24 protein-coding genes are annotated in these 19,941 nt (G+C 42.8%); 11 read left to right on the forward strand and 13 right to left on the reverse strand.

The window, feature by feature from the left end; all coding sequences use genetic code 11:
• Positions 1 to 79: 79 nt before the first annotated feature.
• Positions 80 to 469 carry a DoxX family protein gene (locus NSQ12_RS03070; protein ID WP_003234169.1) on the forward strand — a complete coding sequence of 130 codons (390 nt, stop codon included), beginning with the start codon at positions 80 to 82 and terminating at the stop codon, positions 467 to 469.
• 185 nt (positions 470 to 654) lie between these two features.
• Entirely contained in the window at positions 655 to 993 is a 339-nt protein-coding gene (locus NSQ12_RS03075; protein WP_024572376.1) for a thioredoxin family protein, read from the forward strand.
• A 39-nt stretch (positions 994 to 1,032) separates the two neighbouring features.
• Here NSQ12_RS03075 and NSQ12_RS03080 read toward each other — a convergent pair whose 3' ends face one another.
• The 4 genes from NSQ12_RS03080 to NSQ12_RS03095 form a co-directional block, all read right to left on the reverse strand.
• Positions 1,033 to 1,269, reverse strand: a complete 237-nt coding sequence (locus NSQ12_RS03080) for a spore germination protein (RefSeq protein ID WP_003244342.1) — start codon at positions 1,267 to 1,269, stop codon at positions 1,033 to 1,035.
• A gap of 206 nt (positions 1,270 to 1,475) precedes the next feature.
• The gene (locus NSQ12_RS03085; RefSeq protein WP_009969672.1) at positions 1,476 to 1,769 is read right to left on the reverse strand and encodes a hypothetical protein; all 294 of its coding nucleotides are present in this window, start codon (positions 1,767 to 1,769) and stop codon (positions 1,476 to 1,478) included.
• A gap of 33 nt (positions 1,770 to 1,802) precedes the next feature.
• Positions 1,803 to 2,033, reverse strand: coding sequence for a spore germination protein (locus tag NSQ12_RS03090; protein ID WP_029317348.1), 231 nt, complete (start codon positions 2,031 to 2,033; stop codon positions 1,803 to 1,805).
• A 123-nt stretch (positions 2,034 to 2,156) separates the two neighbouring features.
• The gene (locus NSQ12_RS03095; RefSeq protein ID WP_003234158.1) at positions 2,157 to 2,738 is read right to left on the reverse strand and encodes a DUF421 domain-containing protein; all 582 of its coding nucleotides are present in this window, start codon (positions 2,736 to 2,738) and stop codon (positions 2,157 to 2,159) included.
• 208 nt (positions 2,739 to 2,946) lie between these two features.
• Here NSQ12_RS03095 and NSQ12_RS03100 point away from each other — a divergent pair, with 208 nt between their 5' ends.
• On the forward strand, positions 2,947 to 3,654 hold the full coding sequence (locus NSQ12_RS03100) for a DUF421 domain-containing protein (RefSeq protein ID WP_003234156.1): 708 nt from the start codon (positions 2,947 to 2,949) through the stop codon (positions 3,652 to 3,654).
• A gap of 14 nt (positions 3,655 to 3,668) precedes the next feature.
• Here NSQ12_RS03100 and cotP read toward each other — a convergent pair whose 3' ends face one another.
• From cotP to NSQ12_RS03115, 3 genes are read right to left on the reverse strand one after another with little or no spacing between them, the layout of a single operon-like run.
• Entirely contained in the window at positions 3,669 to 4,100 is a 432-nt protein-coding gene (gene cotP / locus NSQ12_RS03105; protein WP_015715315.1) for a spore coat protein CotP, read from the reverse strand.
• A gap of 12 nt (positions 4,101 to 4,112) precedes the next feature.
• Positions 4,113 to 4,355 (reverse strand): spore germination protein, encoded by a 243-nt coding sequence (locus NSQ12_RS03110; RefSeq protein WP_003234151.1) that lies wholly within the window; start codon positions 4,353 to 4,355, stop codon positions 4,113 to 4,115.
• Positions 4,356 to 4,368: 13 nt separating this feature from the next.
• Positions 4,369 to 4,641 (reverse strand): spore germination protein, encoded by a 273-nt coding sequence (locus NSQ12_RS03115; protein ID WP_003243854.1) that lies wholly within the window; start codon positions 4,639 to 4,641, stop codon positions 4,369 to 4,371.
• 299 nt (positions 4,642 to 4,940) lie between these two features.
• On the opposite strand from NSQ12_RS03115, the gene NSQ12_RS03120 reads away from it, so the two are divergent.
• The 3 genes from NSQ12_RS03120 (at position 4,941) to NSQ12_RS03130 (ending at position 6,517) form a co-directional block, all read left to right on the forward strand.
• Complete coding sequence (locus NSQ12_RS03120) at positions 4,941 to 5,540, forward strand: TetR/AcrR family transcriptional regulator (protein WP_131227149.1); 600 nt, start codon at positions 4,941 to 4,943, stop codon at positions 5,538 to 5,540.
• Complete coding sequence (locus tag NSQ12_RS03125; RefSeq protein ID WP_015715317.1) at positions 5,537 to 5,881, forward strand: DoxX family protein; 345 nt, start codon at positions 5,537 to 5,539, stop codon at positions 5,879 to 5,881. The genes NSQ12_RS03120 and NSQ12_RS03125 overlap by 4 nt, the downstream gene beginning before the upstream one ends.
• 162 nt (positions 5,882 to 6,043) lie before the next feature.
• Entirely contained in the window at positions 6,044 to 6,517 is a 474-nt protein-coding gene (locus NSQ12_RS03130; protein ID WP_227058622.1) for a GNAT family N-acetyltransferase, read from the forward strand.
• Positions 6,518 to 6,677: 160 nt separating this feature from the next.
• On the opposite strand, the gene vmlR is transcribed toward NSQ12_RS03130, so the two are convergent.
• The 3 genes from vmlR to dinB all read right to left on the reverse strand — a co-directional run bounded on the left by vmlR (position 6,678) and on the right by dinB (position 10,706).
• The gene (gene vmlR, locus NSQ12_RS03135; RefSeq protein ID WP_227058623.1) at positions 6,678 to 8,321 is read right to left on the reverse strand and encodes an ABC-F type ribosomal protection protein VmlR; all 1,644 of its coding nucleotides are present in this window, start codon (positions 8,319 to 8,321) and stop codon (positions 6,678 to 6,680) included.
• A gap of 318 nt (positions 8,322 to 8,639) precedes the next feature.
• Entirely contained in the window at positions 8,640 to 10,016 is a 1,377-nt protein-coding gene (locus NSQ12_RS03140; RefSeq protein ID WP_014475969.1) for an amino acid permease, read from the reverse strand.
• A gap of 171 nt (positions 10,017 to 10,187) precedes the next feature.
• A complete protein-coding gene (dinB, locus tag NSQ12_RS03145; RefSeq protein WP_120363273.1) occupies positions 10,188 to 10,706 on the reverse strand; it encodes a damage-inducible protein DinB in 519 nt (172 codons plus the stop codon).
• Between the two features lie 168 nt (positions 10,707 to 10,874).
• On the opposite strand from dinB, the gene NSQ12_RS03150 reads away from it, so the two are divergent.
• Both NSQ12_RS03150 and NSQ12_RS03155 read left to right on the forward strand, forming a co-directional pair.
• The gene (locus NSQ12_RS03150; RefSeq protein WP_042977030.1) at positions 10,875 to 11,333 is read left to right on the forward strand and encodes a MarR family transcriptional regulator; all 459 of its coding nucleotides are present in this window, start codon (positions 10,875 to 10,877) and stop codon (positions 11,331 to 11,333) included.
• A complete protein-coding gene (locus NSQ12_RS03155; protein ID WP_327839297.1) occupies positions 11,330 to 13,987 on the forward strand; it encodes an MMPL family transporter in 2,658 nt (885 codons plus the stop codon). The genes NSQ12_RS03150 and NSQ12_RS03155 overlap by 4 nt, the downstream gene beginning before the upstream one ends.
• A gap of 145 nt (positions 13,988 to 14,132) precedes the next feature.
• Here the strand turns inward: NSQ12_RS03155 and NSQ12_RS03160 are convergent, their stop codons facing one another.
• Positions 14,133 to 14,762 (reverse strand): nitroreductase family protein, encoded by a 630-nt coding sequence (locus tag NSQ12_RS03160; RefSeq protein WP_003234135.1) that lies wholly within the window; start codon positions 14,760 to 14,762, stop codon positions 14,133 to 14,135.
• 15 nt (positions 14,763 to 14,777) lie between these two features.
• Positions 14,778 to 15,272 carry a MarR family transcriptional regulator gene (locus tag NSQ12_RS03165; RefSeq protein ID WP_015252703.1) on the reverse strand — a complete coding sequence of 165 codons (495 nt, stop codon included), beginning with the start codon at positions 15,270 to 15,272 and terminating at the stop codon, positions 14,778 to 14,780.
• Between the two features lie 311 nt (positions 15,273 to 15,583).
• On the opposite strand from NSQ12_RS03165, the gene NSQ12_RS03170 reads away from it, so the two are divergent.
• Positions 15,584 to 16,792 (forward strand): MFS transporter, encoded by a 1,209-nt coding sequence (locus NSQ12_RS03170; protein WP_339175892.1) that lies wholly within the window; start codon positions 15,584 to 15,586, stop codon positions 16,790 to 16,792.
• 35 nt (positions 16,793 to 16,827) lie between these two features.
• Here the strand turns inward: NSQ12_RS03170 and NSQ12_RS03175 are convergent, their stop codons facing one another.
• A complete protein-coding gene (locus NSQ12_RS03175; RefSeq protein ID WP_003234130.1) occupies positions 16,828 to 17,565 on the reverse strand; it encodes a sulfite exporter TauE/SafE family protein in 738 nt (245 codons plus the stop codon).
• A gap of 249 nt (positions 17,566 to 17,814) precedes the next feature.
• On the opposite strand from NSQ12_RS03175, the gene NSQ12_RS03180 reads away from it, so the two are divergent.
• Positions 17,815 to 18,489: a GntR family transcriptional regulator gene (locus NSQ12_RS03180; protein WP_003234129.1), complete on the forward strand. Its 675-nt coding sequence runs from the start codon at positions 17,815 to 17,817 to the stop codon at positions 18,487 to 18,489.
• 126 nt (positions 18,490 to 18,615) lie between these two features.
• Entirely contained in the window at positions 18,616 to 19,878 is a 1,263-nt protein-coding gene (locus tag NSQ12_RS03185) for a glycoside hydrolase family 18 protein (RefSeq protein ID WP_003234126.1), read from the forward strand.
• The last annotated feature ends 63 nt before the right edge of the window (positions 19,879 to 19,941 follow it).

Here is a 19,941-nt window from a genome sequence, read left to right on the forward strand (position 1 = left end):
AGAAACATATATTCAATTGATGATTGCTGGATACCGTCAGCAAAGAATTAGATAAAATTAAAGATGAGGAGAGATACAAATGGAAGATGCAGGACTGTTGCTTATTCGTATAATGATTGGTGTGGTGTTTTTGTTTTATGGCACACAAAAATTATTCGGCTGGTTTGGCGGATACGGGATTAAAGGAACCGGACAATGGTTCGAATCAATTGGGGTGAAACCAGGAAACGTTGCGGCCGCTCTATCAGGTCTTGGGGAGTTAGTAAGCGGAATTCTATTTATTTTAGGCGTATTCCTCCCGCTTGGAGCTGCTATCATAACGATCATCATGTTAGGTGCTATCGTAAAAGTCCATGGAGCGAAAGGTTTTGCGAATGGCGCCGGAGGTTTTGAATATAACCTGGTGCTCATTGCAGTTTCCATAGGGGTTGCACTCATCGGTTCAGGAGCTTACGCTTTGCATTTTTAATACGAAAGTATGTAAGAACAGTTGCTGCTTGTCAGTAACTGTTCTTTTATTTTGACATTTTCGGCAAGCTTGCAGGTACTCTGCAAAGTAAAAAAGCGGATATAATAAATATAAATCAGTATAGTGAATGATACGTATTGATGAGCTTGGTTATAAAAGACAGACCTATTTGAAGGAGTAAATGGATGAAAGAGATGACAGAATTACATTCATTAGATTCTATAGATAATTTTATCAAACAGCACAAATTCAGTTTTATTTATATATCAAGGCCTGCCTGTACAGTATGTCACGCAGTCCTGCCCCAGCTCAGAATAGTATTGGATCAGTTTCCAAACATCAAATTGGGGCATATCAATGCTGACGATGTAGCAGAGGTCGCTGGCAGATTTTCAGTTTTCACCGTTCCTGTGCTTCTTTTGTTCATTGATGGGACTGAGTTTCTAAGAGAAGCCCGTTTTGTTCATTTTGAACAGCTTGAACAAAAGCTGAAAAGGGTTTATCGATTATATGAAGGTGAATAAAGAAATAAGGCAAAAAAAGAACTCAAATGAGTTCTTTTTTTATTCTTCACTAGGCGAAGAAGGGTTATCAACCTGCCCTTGATCACTTGTATCATTATCACAACTTGCTGAAATAATAATTGAATGAGAAGGAGAGTAATCTCCTAATGTGAAATTCACTCCGTAATTTTTGCTGTTCGCAGTATGGCTGTTTTGCAAGTTTTGTCCGATATCTGTATTGGCGTTTTGTGTCATTCCATTTATCGTGAGATTTGAGATGTTGATTTGAGATCGCATGCTTCAAAAACTCCTTTCACTCAGAAGTAGCCGTCATAGAGGACGCTGGCAGTCTATTTACTTCTATGATATTGCGTTTTTATATCATTGCATCAACATAATGGTAAAAATAATAGCGAGTGAATGAGCATCTCTTTTGAAGATGATCAACCTATCAGCAGAAATAAAGCCGCCTGATAAAGAGGCGGCAGATCGTTATATGTCATCTATGAATTTGATGTATCGTTTTTCGTTTGCCTGAAGGATAAGATGGTCGTTTTTAATGATGAGTAGGAGCCTATAGCAGCGTAGCCATAAAACCAGCCCATAAATACGCCAGAAAAGAGGCTGTGTCGATGGCTTATGAAAACAGAAATGACAAGGCCTGTTATTAAGGCAACTGACGGTACAAAAGTTTTGGGGATTTTCAATAATATTTTGAGGATTTGGGTTATCAATATGATGATTGGAACAGCTATCACAGCATCCCAAAAGTTCGTGTGAATAATTGGAAAAGCCATACGGCACCTCATGAAGTGTTTATTTCTTAATTTTTACGCTAAAAGCTTGGAAAGCAGCTCTTGGATCGCATATGTTACATTTTGGGCTTGATTGGCGGAGCTTGTTTGGCTTAAAGTATTGGATTCAAAAACCAAACCTGTATTACTCCCACCGGAACCCTCTGTTGTTTTAGACACAGAGAACGGGCTGATGGAAACTGCAAATCCGTTATTAAAAACGCTGTTCCCGGATATCGAATGAATATAAACTGGGAATTTCATCATTCATCTCTCCTCTCTGTTATGACTGTTTATACAATATGGTGTGTGAGCAGCAGTTGCTTAAACAAAACGGCAAAAACTTTCAGTAAGAGACAAAAACCTGCAAAATGCCACAAGCGCCTTTTGTTAATGCAGCTTTTTAGGGACGTTTTTTTTATTTTTTTTACCAACTTCATCAAAAATATTCTGATTGCCAGACTGGGCTTGTCCATCCTTATTTATGAAATCGGGGTGAATGAGTTTTTTCAGATCCCTGACTGTTAAAGGCTTGGCGTCATCAGTTAATTCTATTCCTAATTGCCCGTTTGCCTCTAATGTCGCAATTTTGACATCTTGTATAGCCGTAACGCCGTGAAGCCTTAGCTGCATTTCAAGCTGGTCAGCTGTAAGTCTCATCTTCTTTAAGTTTTCGATATGAAGCTGTCCGTTTTCAATGACGATTTTTGCTTTTCCGGTTAACATCTTTTCAATGGTGTTCGATTTCATTTGGATCCATTCCATAACGATGAGTGTGCTTGTGAAAATTGCCGCTGCAATTAATGTTTTGAAGAGGCTGTACTCGATGATTGGCTGAACGATAATAGTTCCGATCGAAATCATGACAACCGTTTGAGTTGACGTCATTTGTGCGATTGATTTCCTTCCTGAAATTCTCAGCAAAATGACCCCGGCTACAATGAGAACAAGAGATTCCCAAGTGAAATTCATGCTACCACCTGACCAATGATGAATTAGATTTGTCATGGGATTGGCTTTTCTTCCGGCCAATCGCAATTTAATATATCCGAAAGGCAGTCGGTTCATTCTGTCCTGAACCGAACAATATTTTTGGTATAGATGGATATATTAAGCCAAACAATGATAGCAACAGGAGTTTTTTGGCCGAAACAATCTGGGAAGCGGGGAGCGCCATAACATGATTGAACTTGAAGTTGTCATTAGAACGGTTGCCAGCTTTGGCTTGCTGTTAATCGCAGAACGAATTTTAGGCAAACAGACAATCTCTCAAATGACGATTTTTGATTTTATTGCGGCGATCACACTAGGGGCGATTGCTGCCGGATTAGCTTACAATACTTCAATAAAACCGCACAATATGGCCATTTCGTTTAGTATTTTTGTGCTAACCATTTTTCTAATTTCGTTTCTGTCGATAAAGAACAGGAAGCTGAGGAAATTTTTTGCCGGAGATCCAACAGTGCTGATTCAAAACGGGAAGATACTTGAATCAAATATGAGGAAAATGCGTTACACACTTGATTATTTAAATCAGCAATTACGGGAAAAAGAAATATTTAATATCGAAGAAGTTCTTTTTGCCATTCTTGAAACGAATGGTCAGCTGACTGTGTTAAGAAAACCGCAATTCCGGCATGTGACCAAACAGGATTTAATGATTGCGGTAAACCAAGAACAAAGGCTTCCGATAGAACTTATTATGGACGGAGAAATCATTGAGAATAATTTAAAGCAGAATCGTTTGACGGAATCCTGGCTTTTGGAAGAATTGCGAAAAAGAGACATAAAGGTGAAAGAGACCGTGTACGCAGTGCTGCTGGGTAATGGGGATATTTATGTGGATCAATATAAAGACCATATATCAGTCCCTATGGATAAGGAATGAAGGAACAATCAATCTTAAAGCCCCTTATTGAACGCAATGGTTTCAACTTGTCTTGGGTACGAAATGTGCAGAAGCCCGTTTAACAGCTGAATCTGTAACAAATGAGTTTCAGCGGCTTCGGGAAGCTGAATGATTCGCTCAATTTCTCCGTAATACCGTTCACGCAGCACTTCCATTTCGGCTGGAAAAACAGGCGTGATCGTTCCTTTGATCAGCAGCTGGGTTTTAGACAGTAAACGGATCGTTAATTCTTCCTCATACACACCGGGCATTTCCACAATGATAAAATTATATTCCTCATCTTGATAAAAGTCGTAAACAAACGTAGAAGCTTCGGAATCAAAAAAATGTTCCGGGGCTTTATATTTGAGCACATTTGTCCAAAAGTCACTTTGTTTATATTCATTCGTAATCTCAAGCCACTTTCGAATTTTTTCGAAATCCATATGAGATTCTCCTTAAATTTGATTTGAAATCGGCGCAGAAGGGTTTCCGATTTGGTCTTGGTCACTAACGTCTGAATCAATATTTCCAGTGTTCAAAAGTGAAGACGTAGGCGAAAGATCCCCTAAGGAAAAGTTTGCTCCAAAATATTTGCTGTTCGCAGTATGGCTGTTGTGCACAGTCGGACCGACATCTATATTTCCGTTTTGCGTGACGCCGTTGATCTTAATATTTGCGATATTAATTTGATATGGCATAGACGAAACCCCTTTAATCTAAAATTGGCGGTGGTGCAATCGGAGGAGCATTAACGTTGGATGTATCAGAGTTGCCGATAGATGTCTGGTCATTTACATCAGGATCGTTTAAGAAGTTTTCCATTACGGATTCTGTAGGTGATGTATCACCGAAAGAAGAGTTGGTCCCTTGAGATTTTTGATTGTTGGTAGGGCTGTTATAAGCAGCTTCGCCTATTGTAATTGAACCATTGCCCGAAATACTGTTGATCTTCAAATAATATAGGTTGATTACTGTAGACGGCATCCCATCACACCCTTCCATCTTTCTGTACAGTACATTATGCGCCGCTGCACCCAATTGTTCCTTGCATTTACGGGCAAAACTCTATCTGGCCCCGGAGTGATGCTCAATTATCAGTGAATGAAAAGCCATTGATATAGGAAGCAATGAATTGATTCGGTTATTCGAAATGCATGAGACCTTTTAATAAAGGAAGCTGGCAAACAGGATCAGTTTGAAATCATTGACAATGAAGCTAATGCCATGAAATAATACTCGTGAGTAACATTACTTTCGAGTATTATTTTTGGGGGTGGTCCTCGTTGAAAAGTAAAAAAGGACGTAAAGGAGAAGAAAGCCGGAAACGGTTACTCAAAGCTGCCGCTAATGAATTTTCGATTCGGGGATTCCATGACACGAAGATAAGTGAGATTGTAAAAAAAGCTGGGTTCACACAGCCTTCATTTTACCTGTACTTTCAAAGCAAAGAAGCCATCTTTGAGGAGTTAATCACCGATTTTCACTTCCGAGTAAGAAAGCTGACAGAGTCACTTCTTCTGGAAAACGGATTAAACACGGAGGATGTGACAAAACGGGTGCTGTCTGCTGTGGAATCTGTTTTTCAATGTCTGGCTGAGGACAAGGATTTAACCAAGATCGGCTTTTTTCTCAACCCGGAAGCAAAACAAATGAAAAAAGACTTGGCGATGGTTTTGAAAGAGAACTTAGAAGCAGAACAGCGGCTTGGCTATTTTCACTCTGAACTGGATATGGAAACTGTCGCTGAGTGTTTGGTCGGCATGATTGAACATTTAACCGATTCATTTTTGTTAACCGGAATCAAAGATCCGGCAAGCCTCGCAGCAGAGGTTGTGAATCTTTTGATATACGGGATGCTTCCGAAAGGGAATGATGTAAGATGATATCTATTATTCTGAAAGTCAGTTTGGCAGTTTTTATGCTTGCGGGAGGCATCATAAAGGTAAGCCGCGTTCCCTTTCAAGTTGAGCATTGGCGGCATTATCAATATCCATTATGGTTTCTGACTGTTACTGGCATTCTTGAAATAGCCGGGGCACTTGCTATGACAGCGGGAATTTGGAATCGGAATGCAGCGATTGGAGCAGGTGTTCTGTTTGTCGTTCTCATGGCGGGAGCCATTCATGCGCATATGTTTCGAGCAAGACAATCGGCCATCATGGCGATACCAGCGATGATCTGTTTGATTGTTTCTATCATGATCATCATGGGGAGTTACACGTAAGCTTTTCACTAATGTTTAAGAACAAGCCCATTTGCAGGAAATCTCCTGTTCTTATCGAATAATAGAAAGTCCAGGAATTAACTGAAGCAGTAAAATAGAGATCCATTTCTGCGTTATTCGTCCGGCATCAGCTGGGCTTTTTTTATAAAGGAGGAATACAGGATGGCAAGCACTTTGGAAGACATGACTGAGGAAGAGTTCGAAGCCTTTCGAGTGATGTCCGTGCAAAATTATGCGAAACAAAACATAACGTCAGGAACTTGGACGGAAAAAGAGGCATTTGAGAAATCGGAGCAGGCATATGAGAACATGATTCCGAATGGGCGAGACAGCAGCAATCATTATTTTTGGAACATCACAAATGACCAAGGGGAAAGAATGGGCTGGCTCTGGCTGTATGCTGATCCGTTTCATCCGCAAAAGGAAGCGTTTATCTATTCCTTTGGATTGTATGAAGCCTTTCGCGGAAAAGGACTTGCTCAATTGGCGCTTCAAACGCTTGATGAAAGAGCAAGAGAGCTTGGTGCGGAAAGGCTGGCTCTACATGTATTTGCGCACAACGAGACAGCCGTCTATCTTTATCAGAAGATGGGTTATGCCATGACCAATATACGTATGCGGAAACAGCTATGCTGAAAAGTCGCTTACGTTACCCAAACACAACATGCCTATCCGGAAGCAGTGGCAGGGTACTATAAGTCATCATTAGAAACATTATGGTCATGGGAAGGCTTGAAAATATAAAGAAAAAGGACAACAGCTGTTGTCCTTTGCAATGCCGCTTGAACTTTCTCCCTCAGTCATTTTTGTCTTGATGATCCAGCTCTTTTATTCGTTTCGTAAGCTCATTGAAAGCCTGATCAAGCTCCTTATACCCTTTATCATTTGGCGTCATAAAACTGAGCTTTCCCAGCACTTCTTGTCTTTCTGTCTCAAGCTTTAACCGAAGCTCCTCCCGCTCATTTCTTTCTGAAGGAGCGTCGTTTAACTGCTTTTCGATGCCGTTGTTCGAGATGACGAGTTTACTGTTTGTTGTTTTTTCGAGAAAGTATCGGTCATGTGAAACCGCCAGCAATGTGCCGCTGTATTGTGACAGTGTTTCTTCCAGCTGTTCGCGTGACGGCAGGTCGAGATGGTTTGTCGGCTCATCTAAAATCAGCACGTCTTTTTCCTCCAGAATATATGCCATCAGCTTGATCTTTACACGCTCACCCATACTCATATGCTTGATCGGTTCAGTCCATTGGGCGGCTGTAAAACCTAAGTGCCTCATCAGATTTTGAACGTGCCCCCTTGCTTTGAATGTTTCATTCTCAAATAACTCTTCCGGTGTTTGTTCTAAAGGCAAATCAAACACCTCCTGCGTTAAATAGCCGATGTTTGCGGACGGCGACACCCATACGCTTCCTTCTGCTGTTTCCTGTCCCAGAATGATGTTCAGTAATGTCGTTTTTCCGCTGCCATTGGGGCCTATGATCGCAACCTTTTCGCCGTGCTGAATCGTAAAGTTTGCGTTTTTAAAGAGGATCCTTTCTCCAAACGTTTTCGTTACATTCTGAACTTCTAAAAAACGTTTTCCTGTTTTGTGGGTTGTATCGATTGAAAAGCGGACTGTATATTCTGGGGTGACGGGTTCCGCCTTTGCTTTTTCCAGCTCTTTTTCAAGCCGCTTCTGCTTGGATTTTATCTGGGCATCCGTACGCTTCGCTTTTACCCGGTGATATTCTTTAAACCCTTCCTTTTTCGTCGATTGAGCATGGGCTTTTTCCGACCAAGAAGCGAGCTCATTCATTTGTGCTTCAATCCGTTCAACCATTTTTTGCTGCTTTTCATATTCACGCTGCTGGGTGAGTCTTTTCTTCTCCCGGAACTTCATATACCCGGAGTAATTCCCTTTGAATTCAATCAGCGTCTGATCCTCAAGCGACCATATTTTTGTTGCGGCTTCGTCTAAAAAATATCGATCGTGAGAAACGAGAATCACAGTGCCGTTATAATGTTTCAGCTGTTGGATGAGAAATTGCAGGCTTTTTTCATCAAGGTGGTTTGTCGGTTCATCTAACAGCAGCAGATCTGCATCCTCTGATAGTCCTTTCGCCAGCCGCGCTTTTAGTTTTTCACCGCCGCTTAACTGATGAAAATCACGAAGAGGCACATGCCATTTCTCCAGTAACTTCTTTTCGGCAGGTGTCTGATCCGCAAAGGAATATGCCGCTGTTTCCTGTTCAACCAAAGCCAGTTTTATATCCTTTCGAAGGATTTGACCTTGTGCAGGGGCTAAGTCATTGTGAATGAGGTGCAGCAGCGTAGATTTCCCAGCGCCGTTTTTGCCGATAATTCCAATGATATCTCCTTGCTGAACACTGGCATTTATATTTTTAAAAACAGTCAGATCCTTCACTTCATAGCTAACGTTTGTTAATGTTACGATCTCTTTCATCCATATCCCTCGCTTTAAAGGGAGAATAAAAAAATCCTCCCAAATGTGTTGGAAGGATTAGCCGTGCCTGTGCATGATCAAATAAGCTATTTTTTATAAATAGCAGGTCGTATATATAGAAAATGGGCAGACTAATCCTATTTTTTGATTTGAAATATTGATTTCAAACGGTAAAAATAAGATTAGTTAATCATTGTCCACCCATCATCCCTTCTTGTTTTGATTACAAACACTATAGCATACCTTCAAATTCAAAAGCAAAGGTCATTTTCATCAAAAAAACTCCTGCTCTCATTTTTGAGGCAGGAGTTTCGAGTGTTATTGATGCTTCGCTTTTCTCACTTTATAAATCACAATCAGCAAAATAAACCAAACCGGTGTGACAAATAAGGAAACACGAGTATCCTGTGCCAGTGCCAGCACAACCAGAACAAACGCCAGGAACGCAAGAATCAGGTAATTTGTAAACGGATAAAGCGGAAGCTTAAACTTGTTTGTTTTCGCTAATTCAGGTCTTGTTTTGCGGTATTTCATATGGCAGATGACCGTAATTCCCCAAATGTAGATAAAGCATACGGTTGAAATACTTGTGATCAGGGTGAATACGCCTTCTGGCATGATGTAGTTTAACGTAACACCGATTAAAATCACGATAGCTGAAAAGAATAAAGCATTTCTTGGCACTTTACGCTGAGTCAGTTTCGCCATTGACTCAGGCGCATTGTGATCTTTCGCCAGGGAATAGACCATACGGCTTGTACTGAATACAGCGCTGTTGCATGCTGAAGCAGCGGAAGTCAATACAACAAAGTTGATAATACTTGCAGCCCCGACGATGCCAACCGCGACAAATACTTGTACGAATGGGCTTTCGCTGGGATTGATGACATCCCAAGGATAGATGCTCATAATCACGAGAAGAGCCCCGATATAAAAAAGCAACACACGGACAGGAATATTGTTGATCGCCTTAGGGATTACTTTTTCAGGATTTTCTGTTTCACCGGCTGTAAGCCCGACAAGCTCAATGCCGACAAAAGCAAACACAACCATCTGGAACGAGAGGATAAACCCGTGCATGCCATTCGGGAACAGGCCTCCGTGGCTCCAGAGATTTGTGAAGCTGGACACTCCTGAGCTTGTGGAAAAGCCTTTGAAAATCATCACAAGGCCAATGACGATTAACGCCAAAATAGCAATGACTTTAATCAAAGCAAACCAAAATTCTAATTCTCCAAACAGCTTGACTGTCGCCAGGTTCATAATCAGTAAAATAATTAGAGCGATTAAGCCAGGCACCCATTGCGGCACACCCGGGAGCCAATATTGAGTGTAGAGCCCGACTGCTGTCAGATCAGCCATCGCAATGGAAATCCAGCAGAACCAATATGTCCAGCCGGTGATAAATGCTGCCATATCGCCTAGGTAGTCTTGTACAAAATCCACAAAAGAGTGATAGTTCAAGTTTGATAACAGCAGTTCACCCAGCGATCTCATAATTAAAAAGCAAATGATCCCTGTGATCATATAAGCAAATAAAATCGAAGGTCCGGCAAAATGAATCGATTTGCCCGAGCCGAGAAATAAGCCTGTCCCAATGGCTCCGCCGATGGCGATGAGCTGGATATGCCTGTTTTTCAAGCCTCTCTGCAACGTTTGCTGATTTATATTGTCTTTCGTCATGTCGTCTGTCACTTTATGTGTTCCTCCATTGAAAATTGTTTATTGAGTCAGCAATCTATTTTTAATGATTATTATAACACTAAAATTTCTATCTTTTTTACTAAAAAAGGATTGATGAAAAGAATTTTAATGTGATTTGGACTATTTCCCGAAAAAAGCGGCTCCATTTAGGGAGCCGCTTTTTTATGCTTTTTCAGTTTTTTTCATAAACAGGTAGAGCCCGTAATCTGTCGGTGCGGATGCGTAGCCTGCCTGCCGCAGCATTGCTGTGATATTGCCGCGGTGGTATGTCCCGTGGTTGACAACGTGGGGAAGCAGTTCGGAAACAGTTGTTTTCATGATTCCGCTTGAGGGATTTTGAATCTGGAGTGGCTTATTGAGCTGTTCTTTTTGCTGTAAAAATAGTATATAGCGCTCGGATAACCTCAGAAAAAGGTCTTCCATTTCCTCTATTTCTTTAGCCTCTGTCTGTTCTTTAAGCTGTTCAGCTAAAGCCAACGCATCGCTCAAGGTTTTGCCGGAAAACACTTCAATCCAGCCGAGATCAGAAAGATAAACATGAGACAATACATGGGATATTGACGGAAACACGCTTTGAATTTCTTGATGGTATATCTCTTTTGGAAGCTCTTTTAATCGGTTGAATATTTGTTGATTGGCCCAGACGTTATATTCATACAATTTGAATGCCAAATCTGACATGTTAAAATTCCCCCTTTCGTGTGTATAGCTTCTATTATACACGAACGTGTGTTCTTGTGTAGAGTGCTCGTGAATAAAATTTGTTGACATATATAGTTTAGGGGAATAAACTAATTGACATTGAACATAAAGTTTAGCGGGGTAAACTATAATGAGGAGGGGAAGATATTGAATGAACAAAAGCTATGTCAGGCGATAAACCTGTTTGTGGAAGTCCTGCTTGAAGGGACAGAATTTGTGCATCGTGAAATCAATCAGGATGTCTTCAAGCATATCTCAAGGGAACAGGCAGACCTGTTGAAAATTTTAAAAGTCAAGGGCCCAACCTCTCCCGGCAGCCTGGCCATGTACCAAAATGTACATAAAAGCGCGATCTCTAACAGACTGAAAAAGCTGCTCGAAAAGGGATTGGTTCAATGGGACGACGGTCCGGAAAAAAGTGATAGGCGCTCTAAGCTTATTAACATTACACCCAGTGGTGAACACATACTAGAAGAATTAGATTCTGCCATCTTTAACGCGCTCAAACCGCTGATTGATGATATAGATGAAGAACACTTACATTCCATCATCGAGATATTCACCATTTTAAAAAGCAAATTTAAAGGAGGAGATTCTGCCGAATGAGAGCAATCATCAAATTCAAGTGGGCAATTGCAGCCATAGTATTAGCACTTACCGTCGTTTTGAGTTTGTTTTCTCCGAACTTAACGGAGCTGGCCAATCAAAAGGGGCAGGCCCAGCTTCCCGCTGATGCTGTTTCAGAAAGGGCAAACGCCATTTTAAAACAAGCGGGAGAAGACAATAATTCGATCAGTGTCGTCTTTACATTAGACCATGCTCTAAAGAAAGAAACAGAGAATCAGCTTCGGGTAATGATCGATAAAATCAAAAAGATCGACGGTGTAGAAGAGGTAACATCTCCTCTGTCAGCGGAAAAAGAAGTCAAAGACCAGTTGATGTCGAAAGACAAGAAAACCGTTCTCATGCCTGTCACGATTACAGGTTCTGATAAAAAGGCGGAAAAAATTGCGGACGAGATTTATCAAATCGTTCCTGATGATTTGACGGCATATATTACGGGAGCTTCCCTTATCAACCAGGATTTCGCTCACAGCTCAGAGGAAGGGCTTAAGAAAACGGAAGTGATAACAGTCTGCCTGATCATCGGTTTACTGTTGATCGTGTTCCGATCTGTTGTGACGCCTTTTATCCCGATTGTGGTTGTCGGTTTTTCTTATCTGATCAGTCAATCCATACTGGGCATCCTTGTATACAATGTTGATTTTCCTATCTCGACGTTTACGCAAACCTTCTTAGTCGCGATCTTGTTCGGCATTGGAACAGATTACTGCATACTGCTTCTTACACGATTCCGTGAAGAATTGGCAAACGGGCATGATAAAAAAGAAGCGGCGCTTACCGCTTACCACACAGGGGGAAAAACCTTATTTATCAGCGGATTTGCGGTATTGATCGGATTTTCTGCCTTAGGATTTGCGAAGTTTGCGATTTTCCAATCCGCAGTAGGGGTAGCAGTCGGTGTGGGAATTTTAATGATCATCCTCTACACACTGCTGCCATTATTTATGGTGACGCTGGGAGAAAAATTATTCTGGCCTTCTAAGAAAGTGCTGTCACACAGTGATAACAAACTATGGGCGTTTCTCGGCAGACACTCCGTTGCGCGTCCGTTTCTGTTCATTGTCATCACGATGGTGATTACGCTTCCGTTCATCTTGACCTATGATGACCAGATTTCATTCGACTCAACTGCGGAAATCAGCAGCGATTATAAATCTATAAAAGCTCTCGAGGCCATTAAGGATGGATTCGGGGAAGGAAAAGCGTTCCCGATCAATGTTGTCGTAAAAGGAGACAAAGATCTTACAACAGCTGATACAATCCCCTATCTAGGAAATATCAGCAAAGCGATCGAGAAAGTTGATCATGTTGACTCTGTTATGACCATTACGCAGCCGACTGGTGAAAAAATCAAAGATTTATATATTGATAACCAGCTAGGATCGGTATCAGACGGGCTGGATAAGACGGTAAAAGGGATTGCCGATGTCCAAAGCGGATTAACGGATATAGAAAACGGATTGAATCAAATGGCAGGGCAAACCGGCTCGGCCTCAAATGGAGGGTCTGGCGGTTCACTGGGCGATGCGGCAGATGGCTTGGGCAAAATCAATCAGCAGCTGCAGCTTGTGAGCAAACAGATTTCCCAAACCGGCAATACCGCACAGACCGTGCAGCAGCTTACGGCAATAAGCGGACAGCTTGGCCAGATTCAAACCGGCCTTGAACAAGCGAACCAACAGCTCTCAGGCCAGCAGGCACAAGCTGGAACCCTGACAGAAAGCCTGAAGAAGCTGTCCGAAGGCGTAAAAAGCGCAAATGAGGGCCTGACGAAAGTCTCTGACGGTATTACAGCTTCCAGTGATATGTTAGAAGACATGAGCAAAAGTCCAACTGTAAGAGATACAGGCATATTCATTCCTGATCAAGTAATGAAGGACAAAGACTTTAAGAAGTCAATTGACCAGTATTCCTTTGCAGACGGCAAAGGTGTTCAATTAAGTGTCGTTCTGGATTCAAATCCGTACTCAGAACAAGCTATTGCGACAATAAACCAAATCAAAAAAGCTGTCGCAAACGAAGTTGACGGCACTCCTTTGGAGGATGCACAGATCGTATACGGCGGGGTCACGAGTATGAATGCGGACTTAAAAGAGCTGTCCACAACGGACTTCTCCAGAACAATGGTGATTATGATTATAGGCCTGTTTATCGTGTTAACCATTTTGTTCCGCTCAATGATCATGCCGATTTATATGATCGCGTCTTTGCTGCTGACGTACTATACGTCGATATCCATAACAGAATTAATTTTTGTAAACGGCTTAGGAAACGCGGGTGTCAGCTGGGCAGTGCCATTCTTCAGCTTTGTCATCTTGATCGCGTTAGGGGTAGATTATTCGATCTTCTTGCTGGATCGATTTAAGGAAGAGGTGCACCTTGGCATTGAGCAAGGTGTCGTCAGGTCAATGAGCAAAATGGGATCTGTCATTATTACAGCTGCCATTATATTGGCCGGTACGTTCGCGGCGATGATGCCTTCAGGTGTTAATACACTGATGCAGGTGGCAAGTGTTATCATCATCGGGCTCTTGCTTTACGGCCTTGTCATACTTCCGCTCTTCATCCCGGCAATCATTGCGACCTTTGGAGAAGGAAACTGGTGGCCGTTCGGCAGGAAGAAAGGAAAAGAGTAATCGAGAGAAGAGTGATGAATGGTCATCACTCTTTTTTCATGACTAAACGACTAACTTCAGACGTGTTACCCAAAAAGATCAGACGATCAAACGGCGGCTGTACTTAAAAACAAAGAGCCCGGAAAACATTCCCGGGCTCTTTGTTTTATTTCCATTCTGCAATTGTATCAATCGGCAGACGGTAGGAAGCATAGCCTTCGTCTGCTGCTTTTCCGATAGAAAGTAGCATAACCGGTACATAACGTTCTTTATCTAATCCGAAGGTTTCCGCGATGTTTTCTTTATCGTATCCGCCGATCGGGTTTGTATCGTAGCCATGCGCGCGTGCAGTCAGCATCAGCTGCATGGAAACAAGACCTCCATCAATCAGGATCGTTTCACGGTTGACCTGTGCCGGAAGCTTTTCAAAATGTGCGGTCAGCGCGGCGATTTGTCTGTCTTTGACCTCCTGCGGCATGTAACCGAGTTCCACGGCTTTTGAATAGATTTCTTCTAAGTAGTCTGCATTGTTCATGTCTGCAAATACAGCGATGACAGCAGATGATGTTGTGACCTGTGTTTGGTTAAAGCTTGCAAGCGGTGCGAGCTTTTCTTTTCCTTCCGGGCTGTCAATGACAAGAAAACGCCATGGCTGCGCGTTAACAGAAGATGGGGCAGTTGTTGCTTCCTCTAAGATCTCTGTCATTTCTTCTTTGCTGATTTTTACTGCCGGATCATAGTTGCGGATAGAACGGCGGCCTTTCATAATTTCCATAAAATCGTTTGTTTTGATCATGTTGATACACTCCTCTTAAGCTTCGATATTATTTATATTGTTTCGCATGCGCGCCAGCACATCAATGAGCAGGCGGCGTTCTTCTGCGCTTACATTTGCGAGCATTTCCTTCATGAAACGCTCCTTTTCCTTCTTAGAAGACTCAATTCGCTCTCTTCCTTGGTCTGTTAACCGAACAAGGGTGATGCGGTTGTCCTCAGGCTTGCGCCGCCTTGATACCATGCCTTTAGCTTCCAGCTGTTTCAGGTGTCTGGTAACGGCTGCGCTATCGATATTTACTTTCTTTTGAAGGTCGCTTTGACTGATCTCATCTGCATGATAAAGCAATGTCAGCAATTCCAAACGAGATTGGCTGATGCCCGTGCATGCCTCGAACTTCACGCCAATCACCTTGTTCACGCCTTGCAGCTGATATAAAATCTCGGCTTCCTCTGAACAAAATGACGCCAAAACCCATCCCTTCTTTCCTGTCAAAACTATTAATTGATATATCAATGATTGACACGTCAATTAATATACAACGATTGATTTCATCTTGCAAGCCATTTGCACTTTTGAACAACCTCCCAGCGCATAAAATTCGCTAGGCTAGAACTTAGCAAAAAAAGCTGGCCGCTTCTTCAGATGATGCTGGTCACGATGATTCCCTGCATCATTCCCATTTATAGGTGTTCGGAATATCACTTTGCCGAGCCCGTGCTCAAGCGGCTTTCACAGGCTGAAAGTTATGATACAATATACAAATGTTTCACAGCTTCAATCCATAGTTGGAGCTGACATCCATTATATAAGGGACTAGGTTGAAGGGAAGGTTTGATAACATGCTGCACAATCCAACTGGAAAAGAACGCTTGGCACTAGCGTTTCTGCTCGGCATGCTTGCTATATTGGGCCCGCTTAATATAGATATGTATTTGCCAAGTTTTCCTGAAATCGCGAAAGATTTATCAGCAAGTGCTTCACTTGTTCAGTTAAGTTTAACAGCCTGTCTGGTCGGGCTTACGATCGGCCAGCTGATTGTCGGGCCGGTCAGCGATGCGCAGGGAAGACGAAAACCGCTATTAATCTGTATATTTTTATTTGCGTTATCTTCTCTGTTTTGTGCACTGTCGCCCAATATAACAACTTTAGTGGCTGCGCGTTTTTTACAAGGCTTCACTGCTTCTGCAGGGCTTGTGCTGTCTCGCGCAATCGTCCGCGATGTGTTTACCGGAAGAGAGCTTTCTAAATTTTTCTCGCTGTTAATGGTCATTACCTCGGTGGCGCCAATGGTTGCGCCTATGACAGGCGGTGCCATTTTGCTTTTGCCGTTCGCAACGTGGCATACAATTTTTCACGTCCTCATGATCATCGGATTTTTACTAGTTCTTCTGATTGCATTGAGGTTAAAAGAAACGCTTCCGCCGGAAAAACGGATTCCAAGCTCAATCGGAACATCCGTCAAAACGATGGGCAGCCTGCTGAAGGATCGATCCTTTATGGGGTACGCGTTAACTGTCGGATTTATTCACGGGGGAAGCTTTGCATATGTGTCTGGTACGCCTTTTGTATACCAGGATATCTACGGGGTGTCTCCGCAGGTATTTAGTATTCTTTTTGGCATTAACGGGCTGGCGATTATATCGGGCAGCTTTATCATCGGACGCTTTGGCGGAATCATTCATGAAAAAAGCCTGCTTCGTATAGCGGTCATTACGGCTATGATTGCGACGGCTGTGCTATTAACCATGACCATGATTCACGGTCCTCTTGCTACATTAGTCATATCCATTTTCATTTACATGATTACGATCGGCATGGTTCTGACCAGCACGTTTACCCTAGCCATGGAAAAGCAGGGGCACCGCGCCGGAAGTGCAAGTGCGCTGCTTGGGATGCTCCCGCTGCTCCTCGGTTCAATCGTGTCACCGCTTGTAGGCATTAATGAGACAACAGCCGTTCCGATGGGAGCCATCATGTTTGTGACAGCTGTCATCGGCTCACTGGCGTTTTTTGGATTAACGAAAGAACGAGTAGGGCAGAATTCATAAAAAAACCTGACATGACGTCAGGTTTTTTGTTTTATTTAGAATAACAACAGCAGGCCTGCAATCGCCGGAGTCAAAAAGATGGCTGATTTCAAAACCACCTTTGGCATGAGGTTGGTGAATTTCGCGCCTACATAGGCACCGCACATTGTCCCGACCAGAACTTTGACAAGCAAAACGTAATCAACAAAACCTTCTGTGATATATCCGATGCCTCCACCTACAGCCAGAGGGATGATCACAAGCATCGTCGTTCCGACAGAATGACGAATGGACAGATTCAGCATAATCATTAAACCGATTTGAATAAAAGGTGCCGACCCGATGCCGAATGTGCCGGAAAGAACGCCGGCTGCAATTCCTAAGATGACCGCTCTCGTATACGTTGAAAGAGTGCTTTGATTCACTTGAGCCTTCTCTTTTAAAATAAATAATCTGATTAAAATGAGAATTGCTGATAAAAATAACATTCCAGCCGTCAAATAATGAAGCAAATCAGCCGGAATAAAAGATGTCAGCTTGGCGCCGAAAAATGAGCCAACCGCAGCAAAGCCTCCGACTATTAAGCCGATTTTCATTTGAATGTTACCCTCGCGATAGTGGCTGTATGCCCCTGATAAGCTTGTAAAAGCCATGCCGGCAAGCGAAGTGCCTAAAGCCGTATGAATCGGGATATGGAAAAGAAGCGTTAAAAGGGCAATGACAAAGCCGGCTCCACCGGCGCCAATAAAGCCTAAAATAATTCCTAGAAGAAACATAACAAGAATAATGAGCATATTTTTTCCTCCATTGAAAAGATGTAAAAAATGTAATCGTGCGCTATTCTGGCGGAGGTATGGTGTCCTATTGACGAAGAAAAACACGCCGTTTTTTCAGTTGCCAGTAGTCCGTCGACCGTCGTTCAGCAAACATATCGTACCTCAAATTCTGGGATCTGACAAGGCAGTTTGTTGCTTCCCATTACCATCTGTTATATGATTTTGATGAAGAAAAGCCCTTGAATATATTCAAAAGAGGTATTACATATGGACGATTTTAAATTAGATAAGCCGACTCCCTACTACCTGCAATTTTATAACCAGCTAAAAAAAATGATCTTCAACGGGACTTTTAAGCCTGGGGAACGGATAAACGAAACACAGCTGGCGAAAAGCTTTGGCGTCAGCCGCTCTCCGATAAGGGAAGCCATGCGATTGCTTGAGAAAGATGGTTTGTTAAAAGCGGATGACCGAAATGGGTTTTCGATCACGTCATTAACGGCAAAAGATGTAGATGAGATTTATAAAATCAGAATTCCGCTGGAGCAGCTGGCAGTCGAATTAGTCATAGACGAAGCGGACGAAGAAGAGCTGACCATACTCGAAAAACAGCTTGAAGAAACAGAGAAAGCCATTCACAACGGCACGGAAGATACGGAAATCATTCGTTTAAACCAAAAATTTCATGAGCTGCTGGTTGATTTCAGCCATAACAGACATTTGAAAAATTTGCTTGAGCATGTAAATGACCTGATTCATTTTTGCAGAATCCTTAATTATACCGGCGACCACCGTGCAGAAACGATACTGCGTGAGCACCGCAGGATATTTGAAGAAGTGAAAAAGAAAAACAAAGAAGCAGCCAAACAGCATGTGCTGGCTCATTTCAATCATGACTGTGAGCATTTGAAGCATGTGCTTGAAGAAGGTAAAGAGAATTGATTTGTATGATCCGGTACCAAGGGAGAGCAGAACCCTTGGTATTTTTTTATGTATTCACCACATATCTAAGAGGCCCCGTTAATAAGATTTTATGATGGTTTGACTAACGAATAATGGGGGTTAAACATGTTTATCCATATCGTCGGGCCTGGTGATTCTTTGTTTTCGATAGGCAGAAGATACGGTGCTTCTGTTGATCAAATACGGGGTGTGAATGGTTTAGATGAAACGAATATCGTGCCGGGGCAGGCTCTGCTTATCCCTCTTTATGTATATACAGTCCAGCCGAGAGATACGCTTACCGCCATTGCAGCTAAAGCGTTTGTGCCATTAGAGCGACTGCGAGCGGCCAATCCGGGCATCAGCCCAAATGCTTTACAAGCGGGAGCAAAAATAACGATTCCTTCGATCTCAAATTACATTGCGGGGACATTGAGTTTTTACGTGCTCCGGAATCCTGACCTCGATCGGGAGCTGATCAATGATTATGCGCCATACTCGTCTTCGATTTCGATTTTCGAATACCATATTGCACCGAACGGCGACATTGCAAACCAATTGAATGATGCGGCTGCTATTGAGACAACTTGGCAAAGACGGGTCACGCCGCTGGCAACAATAACGAACCTTACATCAGGAGGCTTCAGTACGGAGATTGTTCACCAAGTGCTAAACAATCCGACAGCGAGAACCAATCTGGTCAACAACATTTATGACTTAGTTTCCACAAGGGGATATGGCGGTGTCACAATCGATTTTGAGCAGGTGAGCGCCGCGGATCGCGATCTTTTCACTGGGTTTTTACGCCAGCTGAGAGATCGCCTTCAGGCGGGAGGGTATGTGCTGACGATAGCTGTTCCTGCAAAAACAAGTGATAATATTCCATGGCTGAGGGGCTACGATTACGGGGGGATAGGAGCGGTTGTCAATTATATGTTTATCATGGCTTATGATTGGCATCATGCCGGAAGTGAGCCGGGTCCTGTAGCGCCGATTACTGAAATAAGGAGAACCATTGAGTTTACGATTGCGCAGGTGCCGAGCAGAAAAATCATTATTGGAGTCCCGCTCTACGGGTACGACTGGATCATCCCGTACCAGCCGGGCACAGTTGCTTCAGCGATTTCAAATCAAAACGCAATCGAAAGAGCGATGAGGTACCAAGCCCCGATACAATATTCAGCCGAATATCAATCACCGTTTTTCCGGTACAGTGATCAGCAGGGGCGGACGCATGAGGTATGGTTTGAGGATGTCAGGAGCATGAGCCGGAAGATGCAGATCGTCCGCGAATACAGATTGCAGGCTATTGGCGCTTGGCAGTTAACGCTGGGCTTTACACCGGGCCCATGGCTTCTGCGGAAATTTTTTACGATCAGAAAAGTGTAAAAAAAGACACCAGAGCTTGGGTGTCTTTTTTTTGATTAAGTCCAGAGCAGCAGAATAGTTCAT

The organism is Bacillus sp. PS95, from assembly GCF_037963565.1.
Taxonomy (GTDB): domain Bacteria; phylum Bacillota; class Bacilli; order Bacillales; family Bacillaceae; genus Bacillus; species Bacillus subtilis.